General features: G+C 36.0%; 24 protein-coding genes and 2 rRNA genes. 10 read left to right on the top strand and 16 right to left on the bottom strand.

Features of this window, described 5'->3' with window-relative positions:
* Positions 1–182: 182 nt before the first annotated feature.
* Together D8M05_RS05985 and D8M05_RS05980 are read left to right on the top strand one after the other, a co-directional pair.
* Positions 183–1,337: an MFS transporter gene (locus tag D8M05_RS05985; protein ID WP_121129649.1), complete on the top strand. Its 1,155-nt coding sequence runs from the start codon at positions 183–185 to the stop codon at positions 1,335–1,337.
* Between the two features lie 139 nt (positions 1,338–1,476).
* Positions 1,477–2,637 carry an AI-2E family transporter gene (locus D8M05_RS05980; RefSeq protein WP_121129647.1) on the top strand — a complete coding sequence of 387 codons (1,161 nt, stop codon included), beginning with the start codon at positions 1,477–1,479 and terminating at the stop codon, positions 2,635–2,637.
* A 129-nt stretch (positions 2,638–2,766) separates the two neighbouring features.
* Here the strand turns inward: D8M05_RS05980 and D8M05_RS05975 are convergent, their stop codons facing one another.
* The 6 genes from D8M05_RS05975 to D8M05_RS20135 form a co-directional block, all read right to left on the bottom strand.
* On the bottom strand, positions 2,767–3,717 hold the full coding sequence (locus tag D8M05_RS05975) for an SEC-C metal-binding domain-containing protein (protein WP_183072718.1): 951 nt from the start codon (positions 3,715–3,717) through the stop codon (positions 2,767–2,769).
* A gap of 154 nt (positions 3,718–3,871) precedes the next feature.
* Positions 3,872–4,429, bottom strand: a complete 558-nt coding sequence (locus tag D8M05_RS05970; RefSeq protein ID WP_121129643.1) for a DUF6155 family protein — start codon at positions 4,427–4,429, stop codon at positions 3,872–3,874.
* A 61-nt stretch (positions 4,430–4,490) separates the two neighbouring features.
* Positions 4,491–4,871, bottom strand: coding sequence for a hypothetical protein (locus tag D8M05_RS05965; RefSeq protein ID WP_121129641.1), 381 nt, complete (start codon positions 4,869–4,871; stop codon positions 4,491–4,493).
* 23 nt (positions 4,872–4,894) lie between these two features.
* The gene (locus D8M05_RS05960; RefSeq protein ID WP_121129639.1) at positions 4,895–5,356 is read right to left on the bottom strand and encodes a UPF0158 family protein; all 462 of its coding nucleotides are present in this window, start codon (positions 5,354–5,356) and stop codon (positions 4,895–4,897) included.
* 437 nt (positions 5,357–5,793) lie between these two features.
* Complete coding sequence (locus tag D8M05_RS20720) at positions 5,794–7,089, bottom strand: methyl-accepting chemotaxis protein (protein ID WP_121129635.1); 1,296 nt, start codon at positions 7,087–7,089, stop codon at positions 5,794–5,796.
* Positions 7,090–7,376: 287 nt separating this feature from the next.
* Positions 7,377–7,538 (bottom strand): hypothetical protein, encoded by a 162-nt coding sequence (locus D8M05_RS20135; protein ID WP_183072717.1) that lies wholly within the window; start codon positions 7,536–7,538, stop codon positions 7,377–7,379.
* Positions 7,539–7,707: 169 nt separating this feature from the next.
* Between D8M05_RS20135 and D8M05_RS05945 the strand changes: the two genes are divergently transcribed.
* The 3 genes from D8M05_RS05945 to thrB are packed head-to-tail and all read left to right on the top strand — an operon-like array spanning position 7,708 to position 10,948.
* The gene (locus D8M05_RS05945; protein ID WP_121129633.1) at positions 7,708–9,009 is read left to right on the top strand and encodes a homoserine dehydrogenase; all 1,302 of its coding nucleotides are present in this window, start codon (positions 7,708–7,710) and stop codon (positions 9,007–9,009) included.
* A complete protein-coding gene (thrC, locus tag D8M05_RS05940; protein WP_121129631.1) occupies positions 9,006–10,067 on the top strand; it encodes a threonine synthase in 1,062 nt (353 codons plus the stop codon). Before D8M05_RS05945 ends, thrC begins: the two co-directional genes overlap by 4 nt.
* A complete protein-coding gene (gene thrB, locus D8M05_RS05935; RefSeq protein ID WP_121129629.1) occupies positions 10,064–10,948 on the top strand; it encodes a homoserine kinase in 885 nt (294 codons plus the stop codon). Before thrC ends, thrB begins: the two co-directional genes overlap by 4 nt.
* Before the next feature lie 69 nt (positions 10,949–11,017).
* On the opposite strand, the gene D8M05_RS20130 is transcribed toward thrB, so the two are convergent.
* On the bottom strand, positions 11,018–11,188 hold the full coding sequence (locus tag D8M05_RS20130; RefSeq protein WP_183072716.1) for a hypothetical protein: 171 nt from the start codon (positions 11,186–11,188) through the stop codon (positions 11,018–11,020).
* Between the two features lie 149 nt (positions 11,189–11,337).
* Between D8M05_RS20130 and D8M05_RS05930 the strand changes: the two genes are divergently transcribed.
* A complete protein-coding gene (locus D8M05_RS05930) occupies positions 11,338–12,252 on the top strand; it encodes an SDR family oxidoreductase (protein WP_121129627.1) in 915 nt (304 codons plus the stop codon).
* Between the two features lie 81 nt (positions 12,253–12,333).
* Here D8M05_RS05930 and argF read toward each other — a convergent pair whose 3' ends face one another.
* From argF to D8M05_RS05910, 4 genes are all read right to left on the bottom strand, one after another.
* Positions 12,334–13,299, bottom strand: a complete 966-nt coding sequence (gene argF / locus D8M05_RS05925) for an ornithine carbamoyltransferase (RefSeq protein ID WP_121129625.1) — start codon at positions 13,297–13,299, stop codon at positions 12,334–12,336.
* 427 nt (positions 13,300–13,726) lie between these two features.
* Entirely contained in the window at positions 13,727–14,920 is a 1,194-nt protein-coding gene (locus D8M05_RS05920) for a class I SAM-dependent rRNA methyltransferase (RefSeq protein ID WP_121129623.1), read from the bottom strand.
* Positions 14,921–15,045: 125 nt separating this feature from the next.
* A complete protein-coding gene (gene hisC, locus D8M05_RS05915) occupies positions 15,046–16,152 on the bottom strand; it encodes a histidinol-phosphate transaminase (protein WP_121129869.1) in 1,107 nt (368 codons plus the stop codon).
* Between the two features lie 95 nt (positions 16,153–16,247).
* Positions 16,248–16,541 carry a DUF3219 family protein gene (locus tag D8M05_RS05910; protein WP_121129621.1) on the bottom strand — a complete coding sequence of 98 codons (294 nt, stop codon included), beginning with the start codon at positions 16,539–16,541 and terminating at the stop codon, positions 16,248–16,250.
* 166 nt (positions 16,542–16,707) lie between these two features.
* On the opposite strand from D8M05_RS05910, the gene D8M05_RS05905 reads away from it, so the two are divergent.
* Positions 16,708–17,973, top strand: coding sequence for an AAA family ATPase (locus tag D8M05_RS05905; RefSeq protein ID WP_121129619.1), 1,266 nt, complete (start codon positions 16,708–16,710; stop codon positions 17,971–17,973).
* Between the two features lie 190 nt (positions 17,974–18,163).
* Here D8M05_RS05905 and D8M05_RS05900 read toward each other — a convergent pair whose 3' ends face one another.
* From D8M05_RS05900 to D8M05_RS05890, 3 genes are all read right to left on the bottom strand, one after another.
* Entirely contained in the window at positions 18,164–18,664 is a 501-nt protein-coding gene (locus D8M05_RS05900; RefSeq protein ID WP_121129617.1) for a GNAT family N-acetyltransferase, read from the bottom strand.
* Between the two features lie 75 nt (positions 18,665–18,739).
* On the bottom strand, positions 18,740–19,750 hold the full coding sequence (locus D8M05_RS05895; protein WP_121129615.1) for an HAAS signaling domain-containing protein: 1,011 nt from the start codon (positions 19,748–19,750) through the stop codon (positions 18,740–18,742).
* Positions 19,737–20,099, bottom strand: coding sequence for a PadR family transcriptional regulator (locus tag D8M05_RS05890; RefSeq protein ID WP_121129613.1), 363 nt, complete (start codon positions 20,097–20,099; stop codon positions 19,737–19,739). The genes D8M05_RS05895 and D8M05_RS05890 overlap by 14 nt, the downstream gene beginning before the upstream one ends.
* Positions 20,100–20,267: 168 nt before the next feature.
* Here D8M05_RS05890 and D8M05_RS05885 point away from each other — a divergent pair, with 168 nt between their 5' ends.
* The 3 genes from D8M05_RS05885 to D8M05_RS05875 all read left to right on the top strand — a co-directional run bounded on the left by D8M05_RS05885 (position 20,268) and on the right by D8M05_RS05875 (position 23,665).
* Positions 20,268–20,723, top strand: coding sequence for a YaiI/YqxD family protein (locus tag D8M05_RS05885; protein WP_121129611.1), 456 nt, complete (start codon positions 20,268–20,270; stop codon positions 20,721–20,723).
* A 142-nt stretch (positions 20,724–20,865) separates the two neighbouring features.
* Complete coding sequence (locus D8M05_RS05880) at positions 20,866–21,432, top strand: TetR/AcrR family transcriptional regulator (protein ID WP_121129609.1); 567 nt, start codon at positions 20,866–20,868, stop codon at positions 21,430–21,432.
* Positions 21,433–21,544: 112 nt separating this feature from the next.
* Entirely contained in the window at positions 21,545–23,665 is a 2,121-nt protein-coding gene (locus D8M05_RS05875) for an MMPL family transporter (protein WP_121129607.1), read from the top strand.
* Between the two features lie 138 nt (positions 23,666–23,803).
* On the opposite strand, the gene rrf is transcribed toward D8M05_RS05875, so the two are convergent.
* A 5S ribosomal RNA gene (gene rrf / locus D8M05_RS05870) occupies positions 23,804–23,917 on the bottom strand.
* Positions 23,918–23,988: 71 nt separating this feature from the next.
* Positions 23,989–24,103: ribosomal RNA gene (locus D8M05_RS05865) — 23S ribosomal RNA — on the bottom strand; the annotation flags it as partial.

The following is a 24,103-nucleotide window of genomic DNA, read 5'->3' as shown; positions in this document are numbered from 1 at the left end:
GTATAACAAACATCCCAATTAATTTCTTCTTTGTAAACTATTTCTACCTTTTTTATACCCACTTTTATTAAATATAAACCCTTTTCAAGCAGATTATTTTCAGTAATTTTTAACAGCTTGTATAATTTTATAATTAGACATACTATATAATAGGAATCTTCAACATAGAAAGGCGTTATTTAATGGATAAAAGAGTTTATTTACTAACAATCGTTTCCTTTGTTGTTGGGATGGTTGAATTGATTATTGGTGGGATTATTGACTTAGTAGCCACCGATTTAGGAGTTAGTGTTGGACTAGCAGGACTATTAATAACTATTTTTTCTTTGACCTTTGCTATATCTGCCCCAATTCTATCTGTAATTACTGCAAGGTTTGAGAGAAAACGTTTAACAATTATTACATTACTTGTATTTTTACTTGGAAATATTGTAGCTGTTTTCAGTCCAAACTATACCGTATTATTTATTGGCCGTATTATTTCTGCTGCGAGCAGTTCTTTACTCATCGTATTATGTGTTGTCATGGCGGCAAACATCGTTGAACCTCGATATCGTGGTAGAGCAATTGGAATAGTAAACATGGGTGTTAGCGGTTCATTGGTACTTGGAGTTCCAATTGGACTCATGTTAGGAAATGCATTTGGATGGAGAGCGCCATTTATTTTTATTTCGATTTTAACACTATTCTCCATTACTGGGATTTACTTCTTTATGGGAAGAGTTGCACCAACAAAGCAACTATCCCTTTCAGAGCAATTCGCTACACTTAAGGAACGAAAAATATTATTTGCACACTTAACGACATTCATTCTTATTGCAGGGCATGCTACCTTATATACTTATTTAACACCCTTTGTAAAAACGACAATGGGGCTAGATGGAACATGGGTAAGTATCATCTACCTTATATTTGGAATTGCCGCAGTTAGTGGTGGAGCAGTTGGTGGGAATTTAGCAGACCGTATTGGTACGAAACCGTCTATTTATGGAATTATTATTTTATTTGCTTGTGCTATCTTCGCCATACCATATACGACTTTTTCATTGCCGCTATTTTTAGTTGTAATGGTCATTTGGGGAATGATGAGTTGGACGATTACACCACCAATGCAAAGTTACTTAATGGATTCTGCTCCAGCTTCATCAAATATTCAAATTAGCTTAAACAACTCTTCCTTACATTTAGGGATTGCATTCGGATCAACGATAGGTGGATTTGTAATTGAACAAGCATCAGTAGAACTTAATGCAACTATCGGTGGAATTCTCGCCATCGTATCCTTTGGTACCATATTAATCTCTATGAAAGAAAGTAAACTTAGAGCAACAAGCTAACCTGAGGTGCCTGTCACTTGTCGGTTTTTGTCAAATGATGTCAAAAACGAGCAGTGGCAGGCACTGTTTGCTTTCTAAATTGGAATATTCATCCTTTTTCTACTATAATTAGAGCAAAGTCAAAAAAAGGAGCACGCAAATGTGGGAATCAAGTAAGTTCATGAAATTTTTAGGCGGTAAAAATTTGTACTACCTACTCGGTCTATTAATTCTAGTCGGAATGATGATCTTCGTTTACAATCAAGTGTCATTTGTGTTTTATCCATTGGTCGTTCTTTTATCAACCGTAACTCCACCAATTATTCTCGCTTTCGTTGCATACTATCTACTGAACCCTATAGTAGATTTCTTAGAACGATTCCGGATTAAACGAATTTGGGGTATTCTCATTTTAATCTTGGGAATAAGTGGCTTATTAACTGGAATCATTCTATTAGTTGCCCCAGCTATTGAAACGCAAATTACCGAATTAGTGAACAATTTCCCTAAATATATGACACAAATGGGAGAAGGAATCACTGTATGGCTACAGAATTCTTTCCTCGGTCCTTACTATGATGAAGGGTACAATTGGCTTATATCAAATTTTAGTGATTTACCTGCTATGATTGGATCCTATTTAGTAGATGCATTTCAGGGTGTGAGGAATGTTGCAAATGCACTAACCAATGTGGCAATTGCTATTATTACATTTCCTTTTATCTTATTCTTCCTTCTTAAAGACGGTAAGAGATTTAAAGCGTTTTGTTTAAAGCTATTACCTCCAAAATTTAGAGGTGATACAAATCAAATCCTGACCAACATGGATACCCAAGTTGGTTCGTATATTCAAGGGCAGATTATTGTTGCGTCTTGTATCGGAATTTTATTGTTCATTGGATACTTAATCATCGGCCTACCTTATGCTATTACATTGGCAATCGTTGCTGCCGTTACTAGTGTAATCCCTTATTTGGGGCCAACTATAGCAATTATCCCTGCAGCAATTATTGCATTAGTTGATTCACCATTTATGCTAATAAAATTAGCAATTGTGTGGGCAGCAGTTCAATTATTAGAAGGAAACTTAATCTCACCTAATATTATGGGGAGAACGATGAAGGTTCATCCGCTAACGATAATTATCGTACTCTTAGTTGCCGGAAATTTATTTGGCATTATTGGTGTGATACTCGGAATTCCTGGATACGCTATACTAAAAGTACTAGTTACGTATCTCTTTGGGAAATTCAAGAAAAGATATAACAGGTACTATGGCGATGATGCTGGAGCATATCAACTAGAAGAAACAGAAGATTAGGTGCCTGTCACTCCTCGAATTTTGTCGGTTATTGTCAAATATTTTATGAACAAACATTTGTTTAAATATAAATAGGGAAACCCGCTTCATGTGATTTGAAGCGGGTTTCCCTATTAGTTAATATTCTTATTAAACACTCTTCATTCCTACACCTAACTCTTTAAGCCTGTCCTCTGCAAGTTCAAAAATTGAGCCTACCTTTGTTTTTTTTATCGCCTTTTTATAAAGATAAATCGCCTTATCTTTTTCCCGTGCTATTGAATTCATTTCAGGATTATACAAATCTCCCCAATGTATATAAATCCAAGCATTGTTTGGGTGTTCATTTGCATAATCTTGAAATGTCTGATCCGTTTGGTTGTGCTCACCTAATAAAAAGGAGGATTCACCTTTAGCTACTATCATACGGTCTAGTAGGGTTTTGTCGGAATTAGGAAATCGAACAAGGAAATCCTCAGCAACGAATTTTCTTATCGTTACAGAAAGTTTATCTTTTAAACCTTCATCATATAAAACATGGTCAAAGTCTTCTATCCAATTTGCAAGAACTAGTTTCATCAAACCATTGTTTCTATTATCTAAGTCCTGAATAGAGGAAATTTCAGTAGTAGCAACCCATTTGTCTAACGCTTTCCAAGCCTTCCACCATATCATAACAGTATGACTCTTATCATACCGTTCCAATTCATAACCAATTTGGAGCCAATCTTCCAATGTTTCTAGAAAAAAGTGGTTTGGTACTAATCTTTTTGCTAATACTTTTATAGCTGGTAAAAGAAAATCAACTATCCTATCCTCATTATCAAAAGATGCCTTTTCCAACCACTTTCTAACTAAATCACTTGCAGAAGAAACATTTTTTATATCAGTAACCGTACTTTCAATATTTATTGGAATATTGTAGGAAGCAAGCCTTTCAATAATTTGCTCTGTCTCTAGTTTTTCTACACGTGTGGTGCTCCACTTTTCTATAGAAGGTTTCTCCTTATTTACTTCGATATTCCCATTGTTAAGCAGACAACATTTCTTGAATTTTCTCCCACTCCCACAAGGGCAGGAATCATTTCGACCTACCTTCACCCTACTTCCTCCCCCACATACCTTATTTAGTATTATAAATACATATTCGACATAGAGGAGAATAATCCTTTATTTTTGAGGTGCCTGTCACTTGTCGGATTTTGTTAGTATTTGTCGATTAAAAATAGTTCAAACGTTTGTTTTAAAACTTCTATTAAAGTTCTTCGTCTTCCAACCAACTAATTGAAAAATATAGTTCCTCTAATCCATCGTGATATCCCCAACCAATACCATCTGACTTAACAACAATGGTATATAATCGATCATCTAGTTTAGTAAATAACTTCTCATCCTTTTCACACTCAACAACTACTTTGTTATACATAGAGAGCATACTATTGTAAAACTTTGAATCGATATCCCCATAAGTACTTGTAAATAACGTTCCTATTTCAACATAAAACAACATTAACTCTACTGTTCTTGCCGAATCATTTGTTAGTTTCTTAAAAAGATTAATAGACTTTTTTGCTTCGAGTAAACGCATTTTTCCAAAGCCTTTTTCTGGAAAGAACTCATCCTTTATCTCCTTTTTTGCTTTATCAAACAAATCATTCACTGTACTTTCACCGATATATTTTACAGACAAATACTGTTGTACTTCATCATTTAATTTATACAACTCCGTTATTATACTAATCAGTTCTTTTTGGTCATTCTCTTTTAACCACTTCTTTAATTCAGGAATTTTTAGTTTTGTAACCTTTGTCATATCCTCGGAACTCCTTTGTTTAATATTTCTTTATAAATCTTCTCATTGTATATAGTCCAACTTAGTCAATGGACTCCTTTTTATCTTTTACTAGTACATAGTGGGTAGAATATAATTCCTCCAGATGGGGATTTGCAGTTTTTGAAAAACGTAGTAGCTTTTTTGGGCCTTTTCCCCAAGATTTGTATACAGTAATCGAAGGTTTTAAGTTTTTCTCCCTTGCATATTTCTCTAATATTTTTAGGATGTTATTTAGCTTTGATAGATTTCCAATTACGACACGCTCCAAATAAGGGATCCTTTTAAATCTCCAATCTTCTGCTTGTTTTTGTGTGAGCCGTTCCATTTTAACAAAAAGATCTACAGGGCTAACGTATCCCTTTTCCTTGATTAACTCTGTAGCATATCGATAAATGGATTGTTCCATTTTCTTTTTCGGCAATGATATCACCCTTCCTTCAACAATTATTCAACATAATCCAGTCCTAATCCCTCACAAAAATCTATTGCAATCTGTTTATAACATTCATCACGATATGTATACCAATCTTCTATCAAACCTAAATCAAAGGCATTATCTTTAAATCGTCTAAATGCACCTTTACCTTTTATTGCTCGAAAAAGTATATTTCTCTTTTTCCCATCTTTCACCCGATAACAAAAATCTTCTATCATCTGATATTCATTAATATCAAAGGATGTCGGAAGTTCCGTATAGTTTTCCCAATTTTCAACGACATCTATGGCAACCTTTTCTTCATCATCCAAACCTTCTAAGTCATCAAAATCACCATCATCTGCTTTTCTTATATTGTCATGAGACACGAATACTACTTCTCCTGTTTTAACATTGAGAAAAGAAGTATGTTCAACTGATTGAAATGCCATATCTTCAATTATGTCACCCAATTTCACTTTCACACGCATCGTCAAATCCTCCTTTAACTTTATAAATACCACCTGAAAGAATTTCAATCATCATCTAAATAATAATCTGCACCATCCTGTTTATTCCATAGAACATTCATTTTTCCAACTCCTATTTTTAATAATAAAGGCTTGTAGTAACCTACAAAGCCTCTGCTTATCCTTTATTTACCACTATCTAAATAACATCGCCTAATCATTATTTTTTAATTTTGTCATAACTCCATCTAATTCTAATGTTAAATCATTCAATTTATTAGCGACAGATACTGTAGTTTCTATATTTTGAAACTGCTCATTCGTAGCAAGCATATTATCCTTTGTTCCTAAAACTGCTTGCTTAACAGAATTGGATATATTTTCCATTGAATTATTTATTTTATTTGAAGAAGAAGTTAAATCATTCGTTAATGTAGAGATATCTTGGATTTGACTTGCTACTTCACTTGATGTTTGAGATATATGATGAAGTACACCATAGAATTTTTTGCAATTTCTAGCCCTCTATTAATAGAACCTTTAACATTTGCAATTGCTACAACAGATGGTTCAGATTGCTCTAACATTTGCTTAATAATTTCAGAAATATGCTTAGAAGACACTTGAGATTGCTCAGCTAACTTTTTCACTTCATTGGCAACAACTGTAAAACCTTTACCCAACTCTCCAGCTCGAGCTGATTCGATTGCTGCATTTAGTGCTAATAAATTGGTTTGGTCGGCAATTCCTGAAATGATTTCTGTGATGTTCTCAATTGCTTTCGAACGCTCATTTAATTCATTAATTGTGATATATGTACGATTAACATCCTTATGTATTTCTTCCATTTCTTCCACTAATGTTTTAATTTCTTTACTACTTTCTTGTGCTTCTATCGCCGAATCATTTGTTTGATGTTTAGCAGTCTGCGCCGTTTGATTAATAGATTGTATTCCTTCATTAATATATGAAATGATATTTCTACTTTCTTGAATAATATCTAATTGTTTTTCTGTATTACTTGCGACATCTTCCATAGAGGCAGATAACTGACCACTAAATTCAAATGATTGATTTGCATTATCCGAAATAGTTTGAGAAACATTTAAAATTTGATTTGAGGTTAATGATAGACGCCCGACAATATTATCTATAATATCTTGTCTCTCTTTCTCCTGATTAAATTGATAATAAGCTTCAATCCTTTTACCACTAAAAACCTGCCAGCTAACCGCAAGTGAAGTTAATACCAAGAAAATTGCATGCCATATAAACATTGAAAACATATAATGATTCACACCAAAAACGATTTCAGGGTAGAACAGTAGCCCTAGAATATGCTGTATGGCAAAGATACACGTCATCATCATAATTAACTTAATTTCTTGATAAAACCCTAAAGCAGCAACTACCATAAAAATACTAAAATGAAACTCTACTCTTCCATTTCCGCCAGAAATTAATGCTATACTTGCAAACGTAAGAGTAAGTGTCAGTAGATAAGGTATGTACATGTGATTTTTATTCTTCTGGTACAATAGAAGACTCCAAATAAATAACAGAATAGGTATCAGCAATATTATATGTAGAATAAGGCCATACTGTTGTTCAATCTCAAAGGATGTAACGATGCTTCCCCCACCATGTGAAAAATTAAATAGATGATATACTCTTCCTAATACATTAACTATAATAGCTAGTAGTACAACTCCTCCCGCCATATAGAGCATTAATTTGTTTTTCTCTCTATTCATTTATTAATCCCCCTTTATTTGAATTATCAAATTCGCTGAACTCCTGTATATTACCATAAATGTTCACAAATTCGTAAAATAGTGACCTATTCCAATAGCACTTACTCCCTTTTAGAAAAGAATAGACACACCCAAAGCTCTGGCGTGTCTACATTCGAATCAATATTTAATTTAGTATTAATTATACGAAATGTAACACTTTATTATTCTACCTTCATTTAACAAATCGCAGGATAAAGCTTTATACATATTTTTAGAAGAACAAAATTGTATTTGATTTAATTTTTCTATAATCTCCTATTGTCTTTTCTTCTGAATAAGATAAGTATGATTAATCCAACCCCTAAACCGACTGCTCCACCAATTTCTATAGATTGGAATACCATTCCACATACCATACCAAGCACTAAGCAAGCGAGAAACAAAATCCCTAACAGTGCATCATTCATCATTCCACCTCCATAGCTACCTACTATTAATAGTTTATTCTTCTAGGCAAAAATGGTTCTGATTTTAAAATGCAAGGAATAATTCAAAAATTCGCTATTGCTATAATCCCCCATTCATGGTTACAATGTATTAAATAAAATTTTCTACTAAAAAACATGAGGTGATTAAATGGGAAACAATGTATCTGTTGGTCTACTTGGTTTAGGGGTAGTTGGTTCAGGTGTAGTTAAGCTGATTGAAGACCATCAAGAGAAGTTAACACATCAGCTCGGGCTTGATGTTGATGTGAAAGGAATTTTGGTACGTAATTTAGAAAAGAACCGTGGAATTGATGTAGACCCGACGTTTCTCACAACTAATCCTGAAGATGTGCTTCATAATCCAGAGATTGATATTATTGTAGAAGTAATGGGCGGAGTAGAGGAAGCACGTGAATATATTCTAAAAGCATTTGCCGCAAAGAAACATGTTGTGTCCGCGAATAAAGACCTTGTTGCACTCCATGGACCAGAGCTCCAAGAAGCCGCCAGTAGAAACAATTGTGATTTCTATTACGAAGCAAGCGTTGCTGGAGGAATCCCAATTCTTAGGGGAATAACAGATGGACTGTCTTCTGATCACATTAGGAAAATAATGGGGATCGTTAACGGAACAACGAACTATATTTTAACAAAGATGAATAATGAAGGAATCAGTTATGAAACGGCATTAAAGCAGGCCCAAGAACTTGGTTTTGCTGAGGCTGATCCTACATCTGATGTAGAAGGATTAGATGCTGCACGAAAAATGGCGATTTTGTGTCGTCTCGCCTTTTCAATGGATGTTGAGTTGAATGATGTGGAAGTTAAAGGAATATCGAATATCAGTTTAGAAGATTTAAATTACGGTAAACAGCTTGGCCTTACGATGAAGTTGATTGGCTATGCTGATTTTAGTAACCGCAAATTGGACGTCAATGTCAAGCCAACATTTCTATCCGACAGCCATCCATTAGCAAGTGTAAACAATGAATACAATGCAGTTTACGTATATGGTGAAGCTGTTGGAGAGACTATGTTCTATGGTCCAGGTGCTGGAAGTCTCCCTACCGCTACAGCAATTTTATCTGATGTAGTTACTGTGATTAAAAATATGCAACTTGGGGTAACTGGTAATCAATATTTAGAACCTCATTTCACAAAAAAATTAAAGGGATCAGCTGAGAAATTTGCTCAGTATTATGTAAGACTCCATGTTAAAGATGAGGCTGGAGTACTTTCCAAAATCTCTACCCTATTTAACGAATCAAATATTAGTTTCAAACGAATTTTACAAAATCCAATGAAAGAAAATAAAAAAGCAGAGATAGTTGTAGTAACGCATCAAACTTCACTGGAGAGCTTTCATAACGCAATGAATCAGCTCCATGAATTAGAGGTAGTGTATGAAATCAAGAGCCATTATAAAGTTGAAGGAGATGCAGCAGAATGAGCTGGCAAGGGTTGCTAAAAGAATATAAGGAATTTTTACCTGTAACAGAGATGACGCCAGATTTAACACTACATGAAGGAAATACATCACTTTTCCATTTCGCGAATTTATCAAAGAAGCTCGGTATTGAACTGTATGGGAAATACGAGGGACTCAATCCAACTGGTTCTTTTAAAGATAGAGGAATGGTCGTTGCGGTTGCAAAAGCAATTGAAGAAGGAAGTAAGTCAATCATATGCGCCTCAACTGGGAATACTTCCGCTTCAGCAGCTGCTTATGCTGCCCGTGCTGGCATCAGAGCAATTATTGTTATCCCTAAGGGCAAGGTTTCTCTTGGGAAACTTGCACAAGCTGTTATGTATGGAGCAGAGATTGTAGAGATTGATGGAAACTTCGATGAGGCATTGAAAATGGTGCGGGAAATAAGTGAGAAAGCCCCTGTCACACTCGTGAATTCTGTTAACCCATATCGCTTAGAAGGACAAAAAACTGCTGCATTTGAAATCTGTGACACACTTGGGAGTGCCCCTGATATTCTTGCAATTCCTGTCGGTAACGCTGGTAACATTAGTGCCTACTGGAAAGGATTTAAAGAATACAACGAGCATAAACAAACTGGCCTTCCAAGAATGTTTGGATTTGAAGCAGAAGGTGCCGCAGCCATTGTGAAAAACGAGGTTATTGAAAACCCAGAAACACTTGCTACTGCCATCCGCATTGGAAATCCTGCAAGTTGGAGCCTTGCAGTGAACGCTAGGGATGAATCCGATGGAAAAATTGAATCCGTCACCGATGAGGAGATTATAGATGCATTTAAATTAATTGCACGCACGGAAGGCGTTTTTGCTGAACCTGGTTCTTGTGCTTCTATTGCTGGTATTCTCAGACAATGCGAAAAAGGGTTGATTGAAAAAGGGAGCAAGGTTGTAGCAATACTGACAGGTAATGGATTAAAAGATCCTCAAACCGCAATTGACCAAATGGAAATTAATCCTGTAACCCTACCAAATGATGAAGCTGCTGTCATGGAATACATCGATAAAATGGTGCGGGTATGAAACCATTCTGGATAAATGTACCTGCAAGCTCTGCAAACTTTGGCCCTGGTTTTGACTCAATGGGCCTGGCTTTAGGTCTTCACCTAACGTTAGAGGTAACAGAATCAGATGAATGGGTATTTGAGCAGCTAGATTCAACCGTACCTACCATCTATTACGAGGATCACTTTATCTATAAAATTTCTAAACAAGTTGCTGATCGACATCATAAAGAGCTACCTGCTTGTAGAGTTGTTGAGAAAAGCAATATTCCTTTAGCTCGCGGATTAGGGAGTAGTGCTTCAGCAATTTTAGCCGGAATTGAAATTGCGAATCAAGCATGTAGGTTAGGGTTAAGCTCTGAGGATAAGCTACGTTATGGTACTGAAATAGAGGGCCATCCTGATAATATCGCACCAGCTTTATTTGGAGGATTGGTTATTTCTGCTACTATTGAGGATGTAATTGAGCGAATCGAATTACATGCGTTAGATATAGATATTGTCGTTTACATACCTGAAGTTGAATTAAAGACGGAAGCTTCTAGAAAGATTTTACCAAGCTCTTATCCTAGAAGCCTCGCTGCTGCTGCAAGCGCAGTAAGCAATGTTGTAGTTGCATCTCTTTTAAAAGGTGATTATAAACGAGCAGGTAAAATGATGGAACATGACCTTTTCCATGAACCATACCGTGCAGCATTAATTCCAAACTATGAAAAGATACGGAAACAGGCAAAGGAACTTTCTGCCTACGGAACAATCATTAGCGGAGCTGGCCCCACAATGTTATCGATTGTACCATCAGGAGAAGGACAAGCTATTGCAAGTAAAATGCAAGAAGTACTTCCATATTATCAAGTAAAGGCATTAGCGATTGATCCAACAGGTATGACGGTAGAATAGATTGCCTATTAGTCAGCCAATATGTAAAAGTAAAGTGACGTGATTAATTATCTCGTCACTTTTTTCATCTTAAATAATAGGATAATAGGCTTCATACCTTGGATTAGTATAATAAGGGGGTCTTGGCCCTATCTTAGGCATTGTCCATGTGGATGGATTGGCATTGTATAGCATCTCCACTGTTTCATTCGAATGATTAATCAACAGCAACCTTACTTCAGGGTTGTAATAATAGTTCATACGATAACCTCCTATGTGCTTACCTTTAGACTATTCAAATGTAGACGTGATGAGCACGTCCCTGCCTTCAGATAATACAGATTTTCCATGCACCACAATTGCCTATTTCTCATACAGTAACTAAAGAGTCAATTATAGGGAGGATTACCATGTCTGAAAATGGGAATAGAAGCGACTATCCGTTATATCCGAATTACGGAAAAATAACACAATATGAGGATGTTGCACTTACCGTACCTGAACAGCGTCAGCTCCGCCAGCCAGGAGTGGAAAGTTTAATGGTTCCAAAGCCAATTATAGAAAACCCAAATTACAAAGGAAGTGGCAAACTAAAAGGGAAAGTCGCACTAATAACTGGTGGAGATAGCGGAATAGGTGCTGCTGCAGCTATAGCGTTTGCCAAAGAAGGTGCTAATGTAGCAATCTCTTACCTAGATGAACATGATGATGCAAATCGAACGAAGGCCCGAATTGAGGAACTAGGACAGCGTTGTTTATTACTTCCAGGAGATTTGAGGAAAAAACAGCAATGCTCAGGTATAGTTGAGAAAACCGTTGAAGCGTTTGAAAAGCTTGATATCCTTTGTAACCATGTCGGTATTCAATTTCAACAATTAAGTTTAATTGATATTACCGATGAGCAGTTTGATGATACATTTAAAGTGAATATCTACTCTCATTTTTATACAACACGTGCTGCTTTACCTTACTTAAAATCTGGTAGTTCAATTATAAATACATCTTCTGTGGTTACCTTTGATGGAAATGATCAATTAATCGATTATACCGCTACAAAAGGTGCAAACATTGGTTTTACACGCGCATTAGCCAATAGCCTAGTACAGAAAGGTATTCGGGTAAATGCGGTTGCTCCTGGACGAATATGGACACCATTAATACCAGCAAGCTTCTCGGCTGATCAAATACCACTCGCTGGTAACCCAATGGATCGCCAAGGCCAACCCTTCGAAGTTGCCCCGACTTTTGTATACCTTGCCTCCGATGATTCCAGATTCGTTACCGGACAGACACTCCACGTCAACGGCGGTCAAGTATTCGGTTAATGCGGTGCCTTAATATGGTGCCTGTCACTCCTCGAATTTTGTCGAAAAGCGAAAAGTGACAGGCACTGTCTATGGAACTTTCTATCCCATTAAGGCTGTCATTAATGCTTTTTGTGCGTGCAGACGGTTCTCTGCTTGCTGGAAGACTACGGAGTGCTTACCGTCAATTACTTCTGTAGCCACTTCCTCCCCGCGATGGGCTGGTAAACAATGCATGAAGCTTACATCTGACTTTGATTGTGATAGCAACTTCGAACCTACCTGCCAGCCTTTAAATGCTACTTCTCTTTTCGCCTGTTCAGCCTCTTGCCCCATACTTGCCCAAACGTCCGTATAAATTACATCTGCGTCTTGTACAGCTTCTTCAGGATTATCTAAAACATTAATCTTTGCTCCGTGTTTAGCCGCTAATGTCTTAGCTTTTTCCACAACAGCTACATCTGGTTGGTAGCCTTTTGGTGAAGCAACCGTTAATTCCATCCCCATAATAGCTGCCCCAAGCATCAAAGAATGGGCCATATTGTTTCCATCTCCAATATAAACAACCTTTACACCCTTAAGTACGCCTTTGTTTTCCTTTATTGTTTGAAGATCAGCTAGTACTTGGCACGGATGATACATATCTGTTAAACCATTAATCACCGGAACACTAGCATATTTTGCGAGTTCCTCCACTGATTCTTGAGAAAACGTTCGAATCATGATCCCGTCCAAATAGCCTGATAGTACTTGAGCTGTATCAGAGATCGATTCCCCTCTACCAATCTGGATATCTTTTGAACTGAGAAAAATACCCAACCCACCAAGCTGATATATTCCAGCTTCAAAAGAAACACGCGTCCTAGTAGATGATTTCTCAAAAATCATCCCTAACGTTTTTCCTTTAAGCGGTTCAAATGCTACTCCCTTTTTCTTTTGTTTTTTTATGTAATCAGCTAAGTCTAACAAATAGCTTAACTCATCTTGTGTATAATCAATAAGCGTTAAAAAATCACGCCCTTGTAATTCTTTATTATAAAGATTGACTGGCTTTTCCCCCACTATCATATAAGTTCTCCCCTTTACATATTCACTTATGAATTATTATGCACTATATAGAATAATTATACAATAATAATTTCTAATATAAATGAATTAACATAAGGCTGTTTTCTATGAGACTATTGTTAATTACATTATTAATATACGGTACGGAGTAGATGTACTTTAGGGGATTCACCGAAAGAATCGGGCAGTCTCGAGAGAGCTTATTATCAAGTTCATTTCAAGGGGATTTCACTCATTTTCCATCTTGAGAGTGCTTATTCTTATCAAGTTACCTTCAAAAGCCAAGGAGATATATTATTAACTAGATAGTCTTTGCACATGCATATACTTCAGAGTTTACTCAACTGAGAAAAGTAAAAAGCAACATGAAAACAGCATCACCAAAAAAACATGCGCCCTGATTATTATATCAAAGCGCATGTCCTTCTTAATTAACTTTCTTGATAACAAGTACCTTCAAATAGTTGCTTGGTAGATAATGTTTATTTGCCTGGAAATCTGCTGGTAAGCTAAACTCCTCAAGTATTGTATATTTTGTATTCATCTCTACAAAACCTTTATCAATAAATCCTTTGAATTTTTTCATACTAAACGATGCATTATTTGTTGATGCAACAATAATGCCACCTTTTTCTGTTATCTCGATTGCATCCATCATTAGAGCTGGATAATCCTTTGCTGTACTAAAGGTTCTTTTCTTCGAGCGAGCAAAGCTTGGCGGGTCAAGAACAACTAGATCAAATTTCAAATCCTTCCGCTTCGCATATTTAAAGTAGTCAAAAACATCCATTACAATAATATCTTGTTGCTCAGCATCAATGCCATTCACACTAAATTGTTCAATTGTTTTGCTTTTACTGCGTTTAGCAAGGTCGACACTTGTTGTTTTCTTAGCTCCACCAATTGCAGCCGCTACGGAAAATGCACCAGTATATGAAAATGTATTCAGTACATTCTTCCCTTTTGCATATTTTTCACGAATGGCAAGACGGACATCACGTTGGTCAAGGAAAATACCAACCATCGCACCGTCATTTAGGTAAACGGCATAGTTCATCCCATTTTCCTTCACAATGATTGGGAATTCCCCACGCTCACCTTTTACAAAGTCGTCATCATCAATATATTTTCCTTTTGTATCAAAACGTTTCTTTTCATAGATGGCTTTATATCCTCCTATTTCGTCTAGGGCACTCAATACTTGATTTTTAAAGGAATAAATGCCTTCACTATACCACTGAATTAGATAATATCCATCAAAATAATCAATCGAAAGTCCGCCAATTCCGTCTCCTTCACCATTGAAAATACGGAATGCATTGGTATCTTGGTTCTGGTAAAAAGCCTTACGCTTACCTATGGCGTTTGATATTTTATTTTTAAAAAAGATTTTATCAATCTTCTCACCTTGATTGTAACTTAACACCCAACCTAATCCTTTATTTTGCTTTCCATAATAACCTTTTGCAATAAATTGATTAGACTCATCAACCAAATGAACGAGTGTACCTTCCTCTTTTAACATATTTACATTCATTATTGCATCCTTGTAGATTAGTGGGTACTTGCCTTTATATTGTTTAAGAAATTTAGGGGCTACTTTTAATTCAACAGTTTTCATGTTTTCATCCTCGTCGTTTTTTCCTTATTATCGCATGAAGAATTATGAAAGTAAAAAAACAGATTATACCGATTAAGTTCAATACAAAAATACCCCAGCACATTTTTTGTGCTGAAGTATTTAAACTACTTCCCTAAAACCGTACGTAATGCTTCGATTAAAAAGTCATTTTCCTCTTTTGTACCAACCGTAATACGAACATACTCAGGGAGACCCCAAATTTTCCCATAACGTACAATTACACCTTGAGAAAGAAGGGCATTATACAATTCTTCTGCATCTGGTCCAAGCTCTACAAGAATAAAGTTGCTCATCGTTTCTACATAGTTTAATCCAAGTTCTGAAAAGGCCTTGTATAGATCCCTACAACCTGCAGCATTACTTTCTTTAGAAGCCTTAACATGCTCATCATCTGTAATCGCTGCTGTCGCCGCTGCCTGTGCCAAACTATTGACATTAAACGGTTCCTTCACCTTTAAGATCGTTTGTATTATAGATGCTGGTGCAACGCCAAATCCTACACGTAAGCCAGCAAGCCCATATACTTTTGAAAAGGTTTGTAAGACTAATACATTGTACCCTGCTCTAACAAATTCAATTCCATCTGTATAATCTCGAGCCGTTGCATAATGACTATATGCACCGTCAAAAACAACTAAAACCCGTTCTGGAACTGCTCCCAGCAGTCTTTCAAATTCATTCCTTTCCAAATACGTACCTGTTGGATTATTTGGAGAACAAATATAAAGTAATTTTGTACAATCAGTAATCGCATCAATTATTTGGTCAACATTAAATTCAAACCCATCGTCAAATGCTACAGGAACAACCGTAGCACCCATTAAATCCGCTCCAAAATCGTATTCACTAAAAGATGGGGAGGGAACAATGATCTCGTCACCTTCGTCCAAAAAAGCCTCGGATAATAAGGTAATTAATTCATCAGCACCATTTGTTACGATTACCTGTTCTTTCGTTACATCTAGTTTCGTTGCAATCGCCTCTTTTAAAGAAACCGTATCAGCATCTGGATAACGATGCAGTTCTGCTAAACCAGAAGAAATAGCTTCTACACCCTTTGGTGATGGCCCAAGTGGATTTTCATTTGATGCGAGTTTAATAACTTTGTCCAAATTTAATTCCTTTTGTAATTCCCATATTGGCTTTCCAGGTGAATAAGGTTTAATTTTCTCTAATGCCTTTCTTGGTTTAATATGATTTGTAGTTGTCATCGCCATACCTTCCCTTCTATTTTCACTGTCTCTATGTATATATTAATAATTTTCATTATATTATATACTAAAGAACTTTAATGTAACAGAGAAGATTAACTTTTTTCTATTAAAGTTAACTGAAAATCTCCTACTTTGTTTTCCTCGTAAAGGTTCGTTACAGACGTTGTATAGTTTTGAATTGTTCCGTTAAATACCAGGTTTTCCTTAGGGACACTTACAGAAAAATCATTTTTATAGAGTAAGGATGTAATATCATGGTACTCCTCACTTGTAACTTTAAAAGTAAAAGTAATTTTATGGAGATTTTTTCCTTCGACTGTGCTCACTTCATTGCTAAATGTAAGTGCATCTATCTCAACATCATCAATAATAACCTTCTGTTCCATGTTATCCACTCCTTTTTGTGTATTTTCTCTCATTTTATCAGTTTCACTTACCCCTTTCGAATAAATAGAACTAGCTATACATCTATTCGATAAAAGGTTAAAATAGGTATAACGATTTTGATTATTAGAAATTCTATATCTCTAAAAACAATGAGAGGAATGGAGTATGAAAAAGAATCCAACACTAATTAAATTTCATGATACAGATAGTAATACAATCTCGCATTATTATGATTATGCTGTAGCACTAAATAAGATAAAAGAGCTATTAATACAAAGGCTTGGAAATGGCTTGAAACTCTGCACGACTGACGTAGGGATAGAGGAAGTATTCGTAACAATTGAACAGCTTCTCGAAAGAAATGATCCAGATATAGAAGTGTTGGCTCATATATATGATACAGTTGGAACGACAACAATCAATCAAACAGATGATGAAAAGTACAAAGTCACACCTTCCCTTACCAATAACATCTTTTACTTTCCTGCGTACAAGGTAGCAATTGTTCGTGTACCAATCTATCAAAGTCATTCCGATTACATACAAGATTTTATTTTTAACAATGACGACGGATTACTACTAGATTTCTTAAATTATTGCATTGAAAAACAACGCAGTTTTATGCTGGATGGAATTACCGTGCTTACAGATACAGAGGAAGGCCTAGAACGGTCAAGAGAACAAGTAACACATCAAGTCCATAGAGAAGACGTTCTATTGGATGAGGATGTAAAGGTGAATATCTTCCGCTCGATTGATGAGTTCTTCTCAGAAGGAGGATCTTTTTACAAGGAATACGCCATTCCTTATAAACGTGGAATCCTTCTTTATGGAAGTCCAGGAAATGGGAAAACAACGCTGGTAAAATCAATCGCTGGTAGCGTTACTGCACCTGTTGTATATTGGCAAATCACCGAATATACAAATAGCTACTCTATCAAGGAGGTTTTCTCAACCGTTACGAAGATGGCACCAATGATCCTCATTATTGAGGATATTGACTCGATGCCAGAAGAATCAAGGTCCATCTTTCTTAATACACTGGATGGTGCAACAACGAAAGAAGGAATCTTCTTAATTGGTACAACCAATTACCCTGCGAAAATCGATCCTGCCTTAATTAACCGTGCTGGCCGTTTTGATCGTGCTTATGAAATAAAACAACCAGACGAAAGATTAAGAAAGGAATATCTATTTAAGAAAGGGCTGCTTCAATTTATAACGGATGAAACGTTAGACAATCTTGCTGTTCAAACGAAAGGATTATCTATCGCGCAACTAAACGAACTCCATATGTCAGTCGCGCTCGAGTGGCATTATGAAAAACAAGTAAATGTAGAAAAAATTGTTAAAGAGCTCCAAGAAAACCTTAAGAAAACAATCAAGCAAGACTGGGAATCGGAAGAATATGTTGGTAGATTAGGTTTTTAGATTGATTGATGAAAGTGTAAAAAGGACAGCAAAACTGCTGGCCTTTTTTGACTAACGTACTACCCACAGCGGAAATCAACGTGCACTTGCTTCGTTATTATACAACAAACAGTTTGAATAGAGTCTAAATAGAAAGCACTTGCAAATGTGCAAGTGCCAACTCCCATATAAATAACTGTATCTATTACCTCTAATTTTCAATCCAAAATCTACGTTTAATGCTGCCATCTTCATCAAGAAAACTTTCATCCTCAATGCCACCGTTTTTTATAATTACTTTCGCTGAACCGATATTATCCTCATCACAAGTTACCAAAACAGGGTTTATGTTCAATTCCTTACATTTAGCTAATGCTTCTTTAAGAATAAGGGTTGCATACCCTTTTCTTCTTTCTGATGGTCTTACTCCATATCCAATGTGACCACCTACTTGCCTCAAAAACTCATTTAACTCATGACGGATGTTAACCATCCCAACAATTCTATTATCATCATTCACCAAAAAGTAGTCTGAACCAGGTACCCATTTTCCTTGCCCGCTTTGACGCACTCGTAATGCTTCTAAAAAGGATTCATATGTTTCAAACCCCTCTAGATTAAAACTACTTGGAACCAGACGTGTATTCCCCCACTCTTTCACATAATTCTCATGTTCTTCTTTCCATTCCATCGTTGGTTCGACCAATCTCATCTTAACTTCCCCCTAAAACAAAAGTGCTATTGATTATATTTTATAATAATCGATAACACTATCTTTGAAAACACTTTACTTCGCTTTACTTCTCTTAACCTTTATCACACCATCAATTACATCCCAAACTAATCCTATGGCTACTAGTATAGGCATCCACTTTGTCGTTTCCTGCCAAATTGTAGTCACTATTTCATATGCTTCGCTGCCTTCTATTAAAACATCCTGTTGAACTAATCCATTCATAAGGTCTGGATTCCAAAATCCGGGTTCCGAAATTAATAGAACTACTGCTATAAATGAAATGAAGTTAACGATTGCTGAAAAAAGGACAAGTTGAGAAGTCCATTTTCCATATATGAGTTTTAAGCTTTCTTTTAAAACACCAAACAACAGAATAAGAATAATAAGTAATAGATATATATTGTTTACTTCTTCGTTTATAAATGGAATCGTTCCTCTATATCCATCATTAAATATCCATATTCCAAAATAATTTGTTGAAAAGGAAAAAAATACGATAAAGAAAACATAAAATATAATCCCTGCAATCGGATCCCCACGTTTAATTCTCCCTTTAGGGTCAGGAATAGGTGCTAAATCAGATGGTTTCCAATCCTTATCCATTTGCAAATCTACTTGATTAATTTCGCCAAAACGTTCTGCAAGCGCAAATCCAAACGTTGTCCAGCCAAATGCCATAGGTATTGCAGTTACAGTTGATACAATCAGATCAATAAAATGATCAAGAATAGAAATAGGTTCAATAATTATTTGTATTAGGAAACTAATAGCCATTGTAAAAGCAACTGAAATTAGTACGATCTTTAATACTAAAATATATGAATCAAATAACTCGGGTCCAATAAGAAACTTTTTCGTACCTCGGTATTTCTGCGCTAGATTTCTTGGATTACCAAGTTCCATTAAAACCTCTTCTACATCTTTCTCCATCGCTTCCTTATCTTGGACACGTTCTTCTATCATATCCTCAATCAGCCCACGAAGTTCCACCGCAATATCCTCCCTTTGCGACTGGGGTAATTTCTGTGTAACTGCATAAATATAACGTTCAATCATTTCCATCCTTTTCATCCCCCTTCTCTTCAATCACATGATTCAGACTTTGTACGATGTTTTTCCACTCAACTACAAGAAGATCAAATACTTCTTTCCCCGTTTCACTCAATAAATAATATTTACGTGGCCTCGATTCATTGGTATCCCATTTGCTATCAAGTAAGCCTTGTTTTTCTAGTCTTCGAAGTAAAGGGTAAAGTGTTCCTGGTTCAACATGTATTCCTTTATCCCCAAGCATCGTTACAAGCGAGTACCCGTACCTAGGTTCGGACAGCTGACTCAATACACCAATTGTAATTGTCCCCCGCCGTAGTTCCTGCATTAATTTATCTAGATGTTCATTCGCATCAGTCATCTAATCAACTCCTGATTTCATTATAGTGTATGACGCACACTATTGTAAAGTGCATATTGTTATTATTTTTATATTATTGTTCCCTACAAAATGCATTACAATTGACAAAAGCGCAGTCAAGTATTATTATCACTAGCAACCTGAAGTTAAATATAGGGAGAATGAGTTATGAAAATATATGTAGATGCAGATGCTTGTCCAGTTAAAGATATTGTGGTCAAAGAAGGAGTAAAAGCAGGCCTTCCAGTTATTCTCGTCACCAGCTTTTCTCATTATTCCAATGAAAAGCAACCAGAAGGTGTGGAGACAATTTATGTTGACACAGGAGCAGATGCTGCAGATTATCGTATTATGAAACTTGCGGAAAAAGGAGATATTATCATTACGCAAGATTATGGTCTAGCCTCATTAGGGTTACCAAAGGGTTGTAATGTCCTTCATCATAAAGGATTCGCCTATTCAAATGAAAATATTGATCAGTTATTGCAAACTCGTTACTTAAGTGCAATGGCTAGAAAAGGTGGAAAACGAACGAAAGGCCCTAAGCCTTTTACTGATGAGGATAGGGAAAAATTTAAAAGTATTTTTCTAAACGCTTTAAAAAAGGTTTCCAGCAATGAGTAAAAATTCCCACTCAAACTAGGAAGTCTTTTTGTATTTTTTTAAAACAAACGTTTGTCCTAAAATATTATTCGTAATAAAACAGCTATCTTTGTTCATTTGTTTTTTGTTTGCGTTTCTTTATAATGGAGGATGAGGTGAGCACATGGCACGTGAACGTAAATTTTCAAGCGAAGAACTTTTCCAAGTAACAAAGCAATTATTGTTAAATCATGGTTATGAGGGGTTTACCTTTAGCCTACTAGCAAATCGTATTAAGGTATCAAGAGGTGCCATTTATAAATACTTCGAAAATAAAGAAGAGCTTATTAGTGAATATCTGATATATGAAATGAATCGATTTCTCATAGAACTACGCAAGATTGAAGAGCGTACATCTTTTAATGAGCAATTTGACTATCTGGTTGATATTATTTTTAAGGACAGTGAAACCCTTCAAATTCGTGAAATTGCTCTACATATTCCTGAAAGCCAAAATCAAAAAGTAAAGAATAATACGAAGCAGCTAGGTAAACTACATTTGGATATGTATTCTCAATTACAGTCCTTTATTCAACAAGGAAGAAAGGAAGGCATCCTTAATCCCAATCTACCTGATAGTCTCATTCTGGGGTTTATCTTTCAAACGGTTGCTATTCCGAATCATTATCAGGTTCCTGAGTCTAAATGGATAAGGTCAATAAAAACTATTTTAAGAAATGGAATTACCTGAAGGTCATAATTGACACATGTGTCACTATTTATCATAATAGCAATAGTAACAGAGTACTTTTGTAATTAAAGTAACACTATTGTCACTTACTCAAATAGAAAGGAATATGTGAATGAAAAACGTATTGCAAAAAGTAACTAATTATGTATCTACAAAACAAGGTATGTGGGTCACCTTAGGAATTTGGATAGTCATACTACTAATTTTAACTTTTGCCGCACCTAGTGCACGTGATTATCAGGTTTCAAGTATTGAAACACTTCCAGAGGATGCCGAATCCATCATTGCTTCGGAAAAGGTCCAGACATATTTTGAATCATCCTCAAGTTTACCAGCAATCTTGGTATTCGAATCAGAAAATGAGGAAGTCACACGATCAGAGCTTGTAGATGTCGTCACACTAATTAAAGATGAGGATATTAAGGGTCTAGATGAAGTAATTCCATTAGACCAACTACCACCACAAGCTGCAGAGGGTTTTTTCTCAGAGGACAGTTCAACTGCCTTACTACCACTCAGCTTTAATCCTGATCTAGAAACCGAAGATATAAAAGACTCACTCAACCAAATTGATAAGTTGATTGATAATAATACGAATCTATCCGTACATGTAACTGGTCCAGCAGGAATTGCTGTTGATACGACGGACTTATTTTTAAGAGCAGACCTTGTACTCATTTTATCAACGGTTGGGATTATCCTTGTTTTATTAGTTGTCATATACAAATCACCTTTAATTGCCTTAATTCCTTTGTTAGCAGCCGTATTTGTCTATCAAATTGTCATGCAAATATTAGGTATCTTTGGTCAATCAGGGCTTCTTATGAGTACGCAATCGGTTTCTATTATGACCATTCTCTTATTTGCCGCCGTAATCGATTACTCGTTATTTGTTTTCTCTCGCTATAGAGAAGAGTTAAAACATCATGAAGATAAGTATACAGCAATGAAATTAGCGATGAGAGGTACTGGACTTCCAGTTTTCTATTCAGGTGGAACGGTTCTAGCTGCGATGCTTATTCTAATCTTTGCTCAATTAGGCGATTACAAAAACTTTGCACCAATATTTGGAGTAACATTAGTTGTTATTATGCTTTCGTCTATAACACTTGTTCCTGCGTTATTTACATTGTTTGGAAGAAAATCATTTTGGCCAATTATTCCTCGTGTCGGGGATGAGCAAGTTAAAACCAATTCCATTTGGAGTAAAATTGGCCGTTTCGTTTCTAAAAAGCCAATCGTTTCCGTTACCATCATAGGATTATTCCTATTGGTCTCTGCATTAAACGTGTTTAATGTGGAATATGAATTCGATATGCTAAAATCATTTCCAGAGGATATGCCTTCAAGGGTTGGTTATGAAATCTTAGAGGAAGGGTTTCATGCTGGAGATTTAGCTGCGACGACAGTATTGTTTGAATCTAACACTGAAGTGAGTGAAGAAAGTCGAATAACGTTATTAAATACACTTTCTGAACAACCTCTCGTTAATAATGTACGGATTGACGGAATAACGGAAGACCAGAAAGTAATTTCTTATAGTATGACTTTTGATAAAAACCCCTATGACCAGGAAACCCTGGATGCATTAGAAGAGATCCGCAATGAAAAGAATATCATTCTTGAAGATAGCAATCTTGATGGGGAACTTTTCTTTGCCGGCGAAACAGCCACATCAGTTGACGACCGTACCTATAATAATCGTGATTTATTGATTATTGTTCTTTTAGAAACGATTTTAATTCTAGTTATGTTAATGTTTTTGACAAAATCATTTAAGATGCCGATTTATATGATGGGAACGATTTTGATTTCCTTTATCGCAGCTTTAGGACTCGGTACATTTTTAACAAATCTATTCTTTGACATAGAAACGATAAGTAATCGTGTTCCAGTATATGCCTTTATCTTTCTAGTTGCACTAGGTATTGATTACAACATTATTCTTGTTTCCAGGTTCCAAGAGGAGAGGAAACAACATTCTGTTAAGAAGGCTGTTGAAATTGCTGTTGCTCATACAGGTGGAGTAATTTCATCAGCAGGGATTATACTTGCTTCCACATTTGCAGTACTTATGACACAGCCAGTTCAATTATTATTCGTATTTGGCTTTATCGTTGCAATTGGAATTGTTATCGATACATTCTTAGTTAGAGGAGTGCTATTACCAGGTTTGATTGTACTATTCGAGAAGGATAAGGATAAACATCAGGAAACAATAGAAAATGAATAGTTATATTGCAAATAAAGCACCTATATTAGGTGCTTTATTTGTAGTTAGATGTGAATCGACATTCTATTCTCCCTCTATTTACAAAATCAATACAAAAAAAGACAGGATACAAAACAAATTGTATCCTGTCTTCATATTGCCTGGCGGTGTCCTACTCTTGCAGGGGAACCCCCAACTACCATCGGCGCTGGAGAGCTTAACTTCTGTGTTCGGTATGGGAACAGGTGTGGCCTCTCCGCCATCACTACCAGACATATGTAATTTTCTAGGGATTGAACCCTGAAAACTAAATAAGAGTAACTGTACGACATACATATAAGAATTTAGTTAAGTCCTCGATCGATTAGTATCCGTCAACTCCACGTGTCACCACGCTTCCATCTCGAACCTATCAACCTCATCGTCTCTGAGGGATCTTACTCACTCGAAGTGATGGGA

Origin of the sequence: Oceanobacillus bengalensis, from assembly GCF_003628445.1 — a bacterium.
Classification (GTDB): Bacteria; Bacillota; Bacilli; order Bacillales; family Amphibacillaceae; genus Oceanobacillus; species Oceanobacillus bengalensis.
The sequence above is the reverse complement of the archived record's forward strand: the minus strand, read 5'-3'. Positions and strand labels throughout refer to the sequence as shown.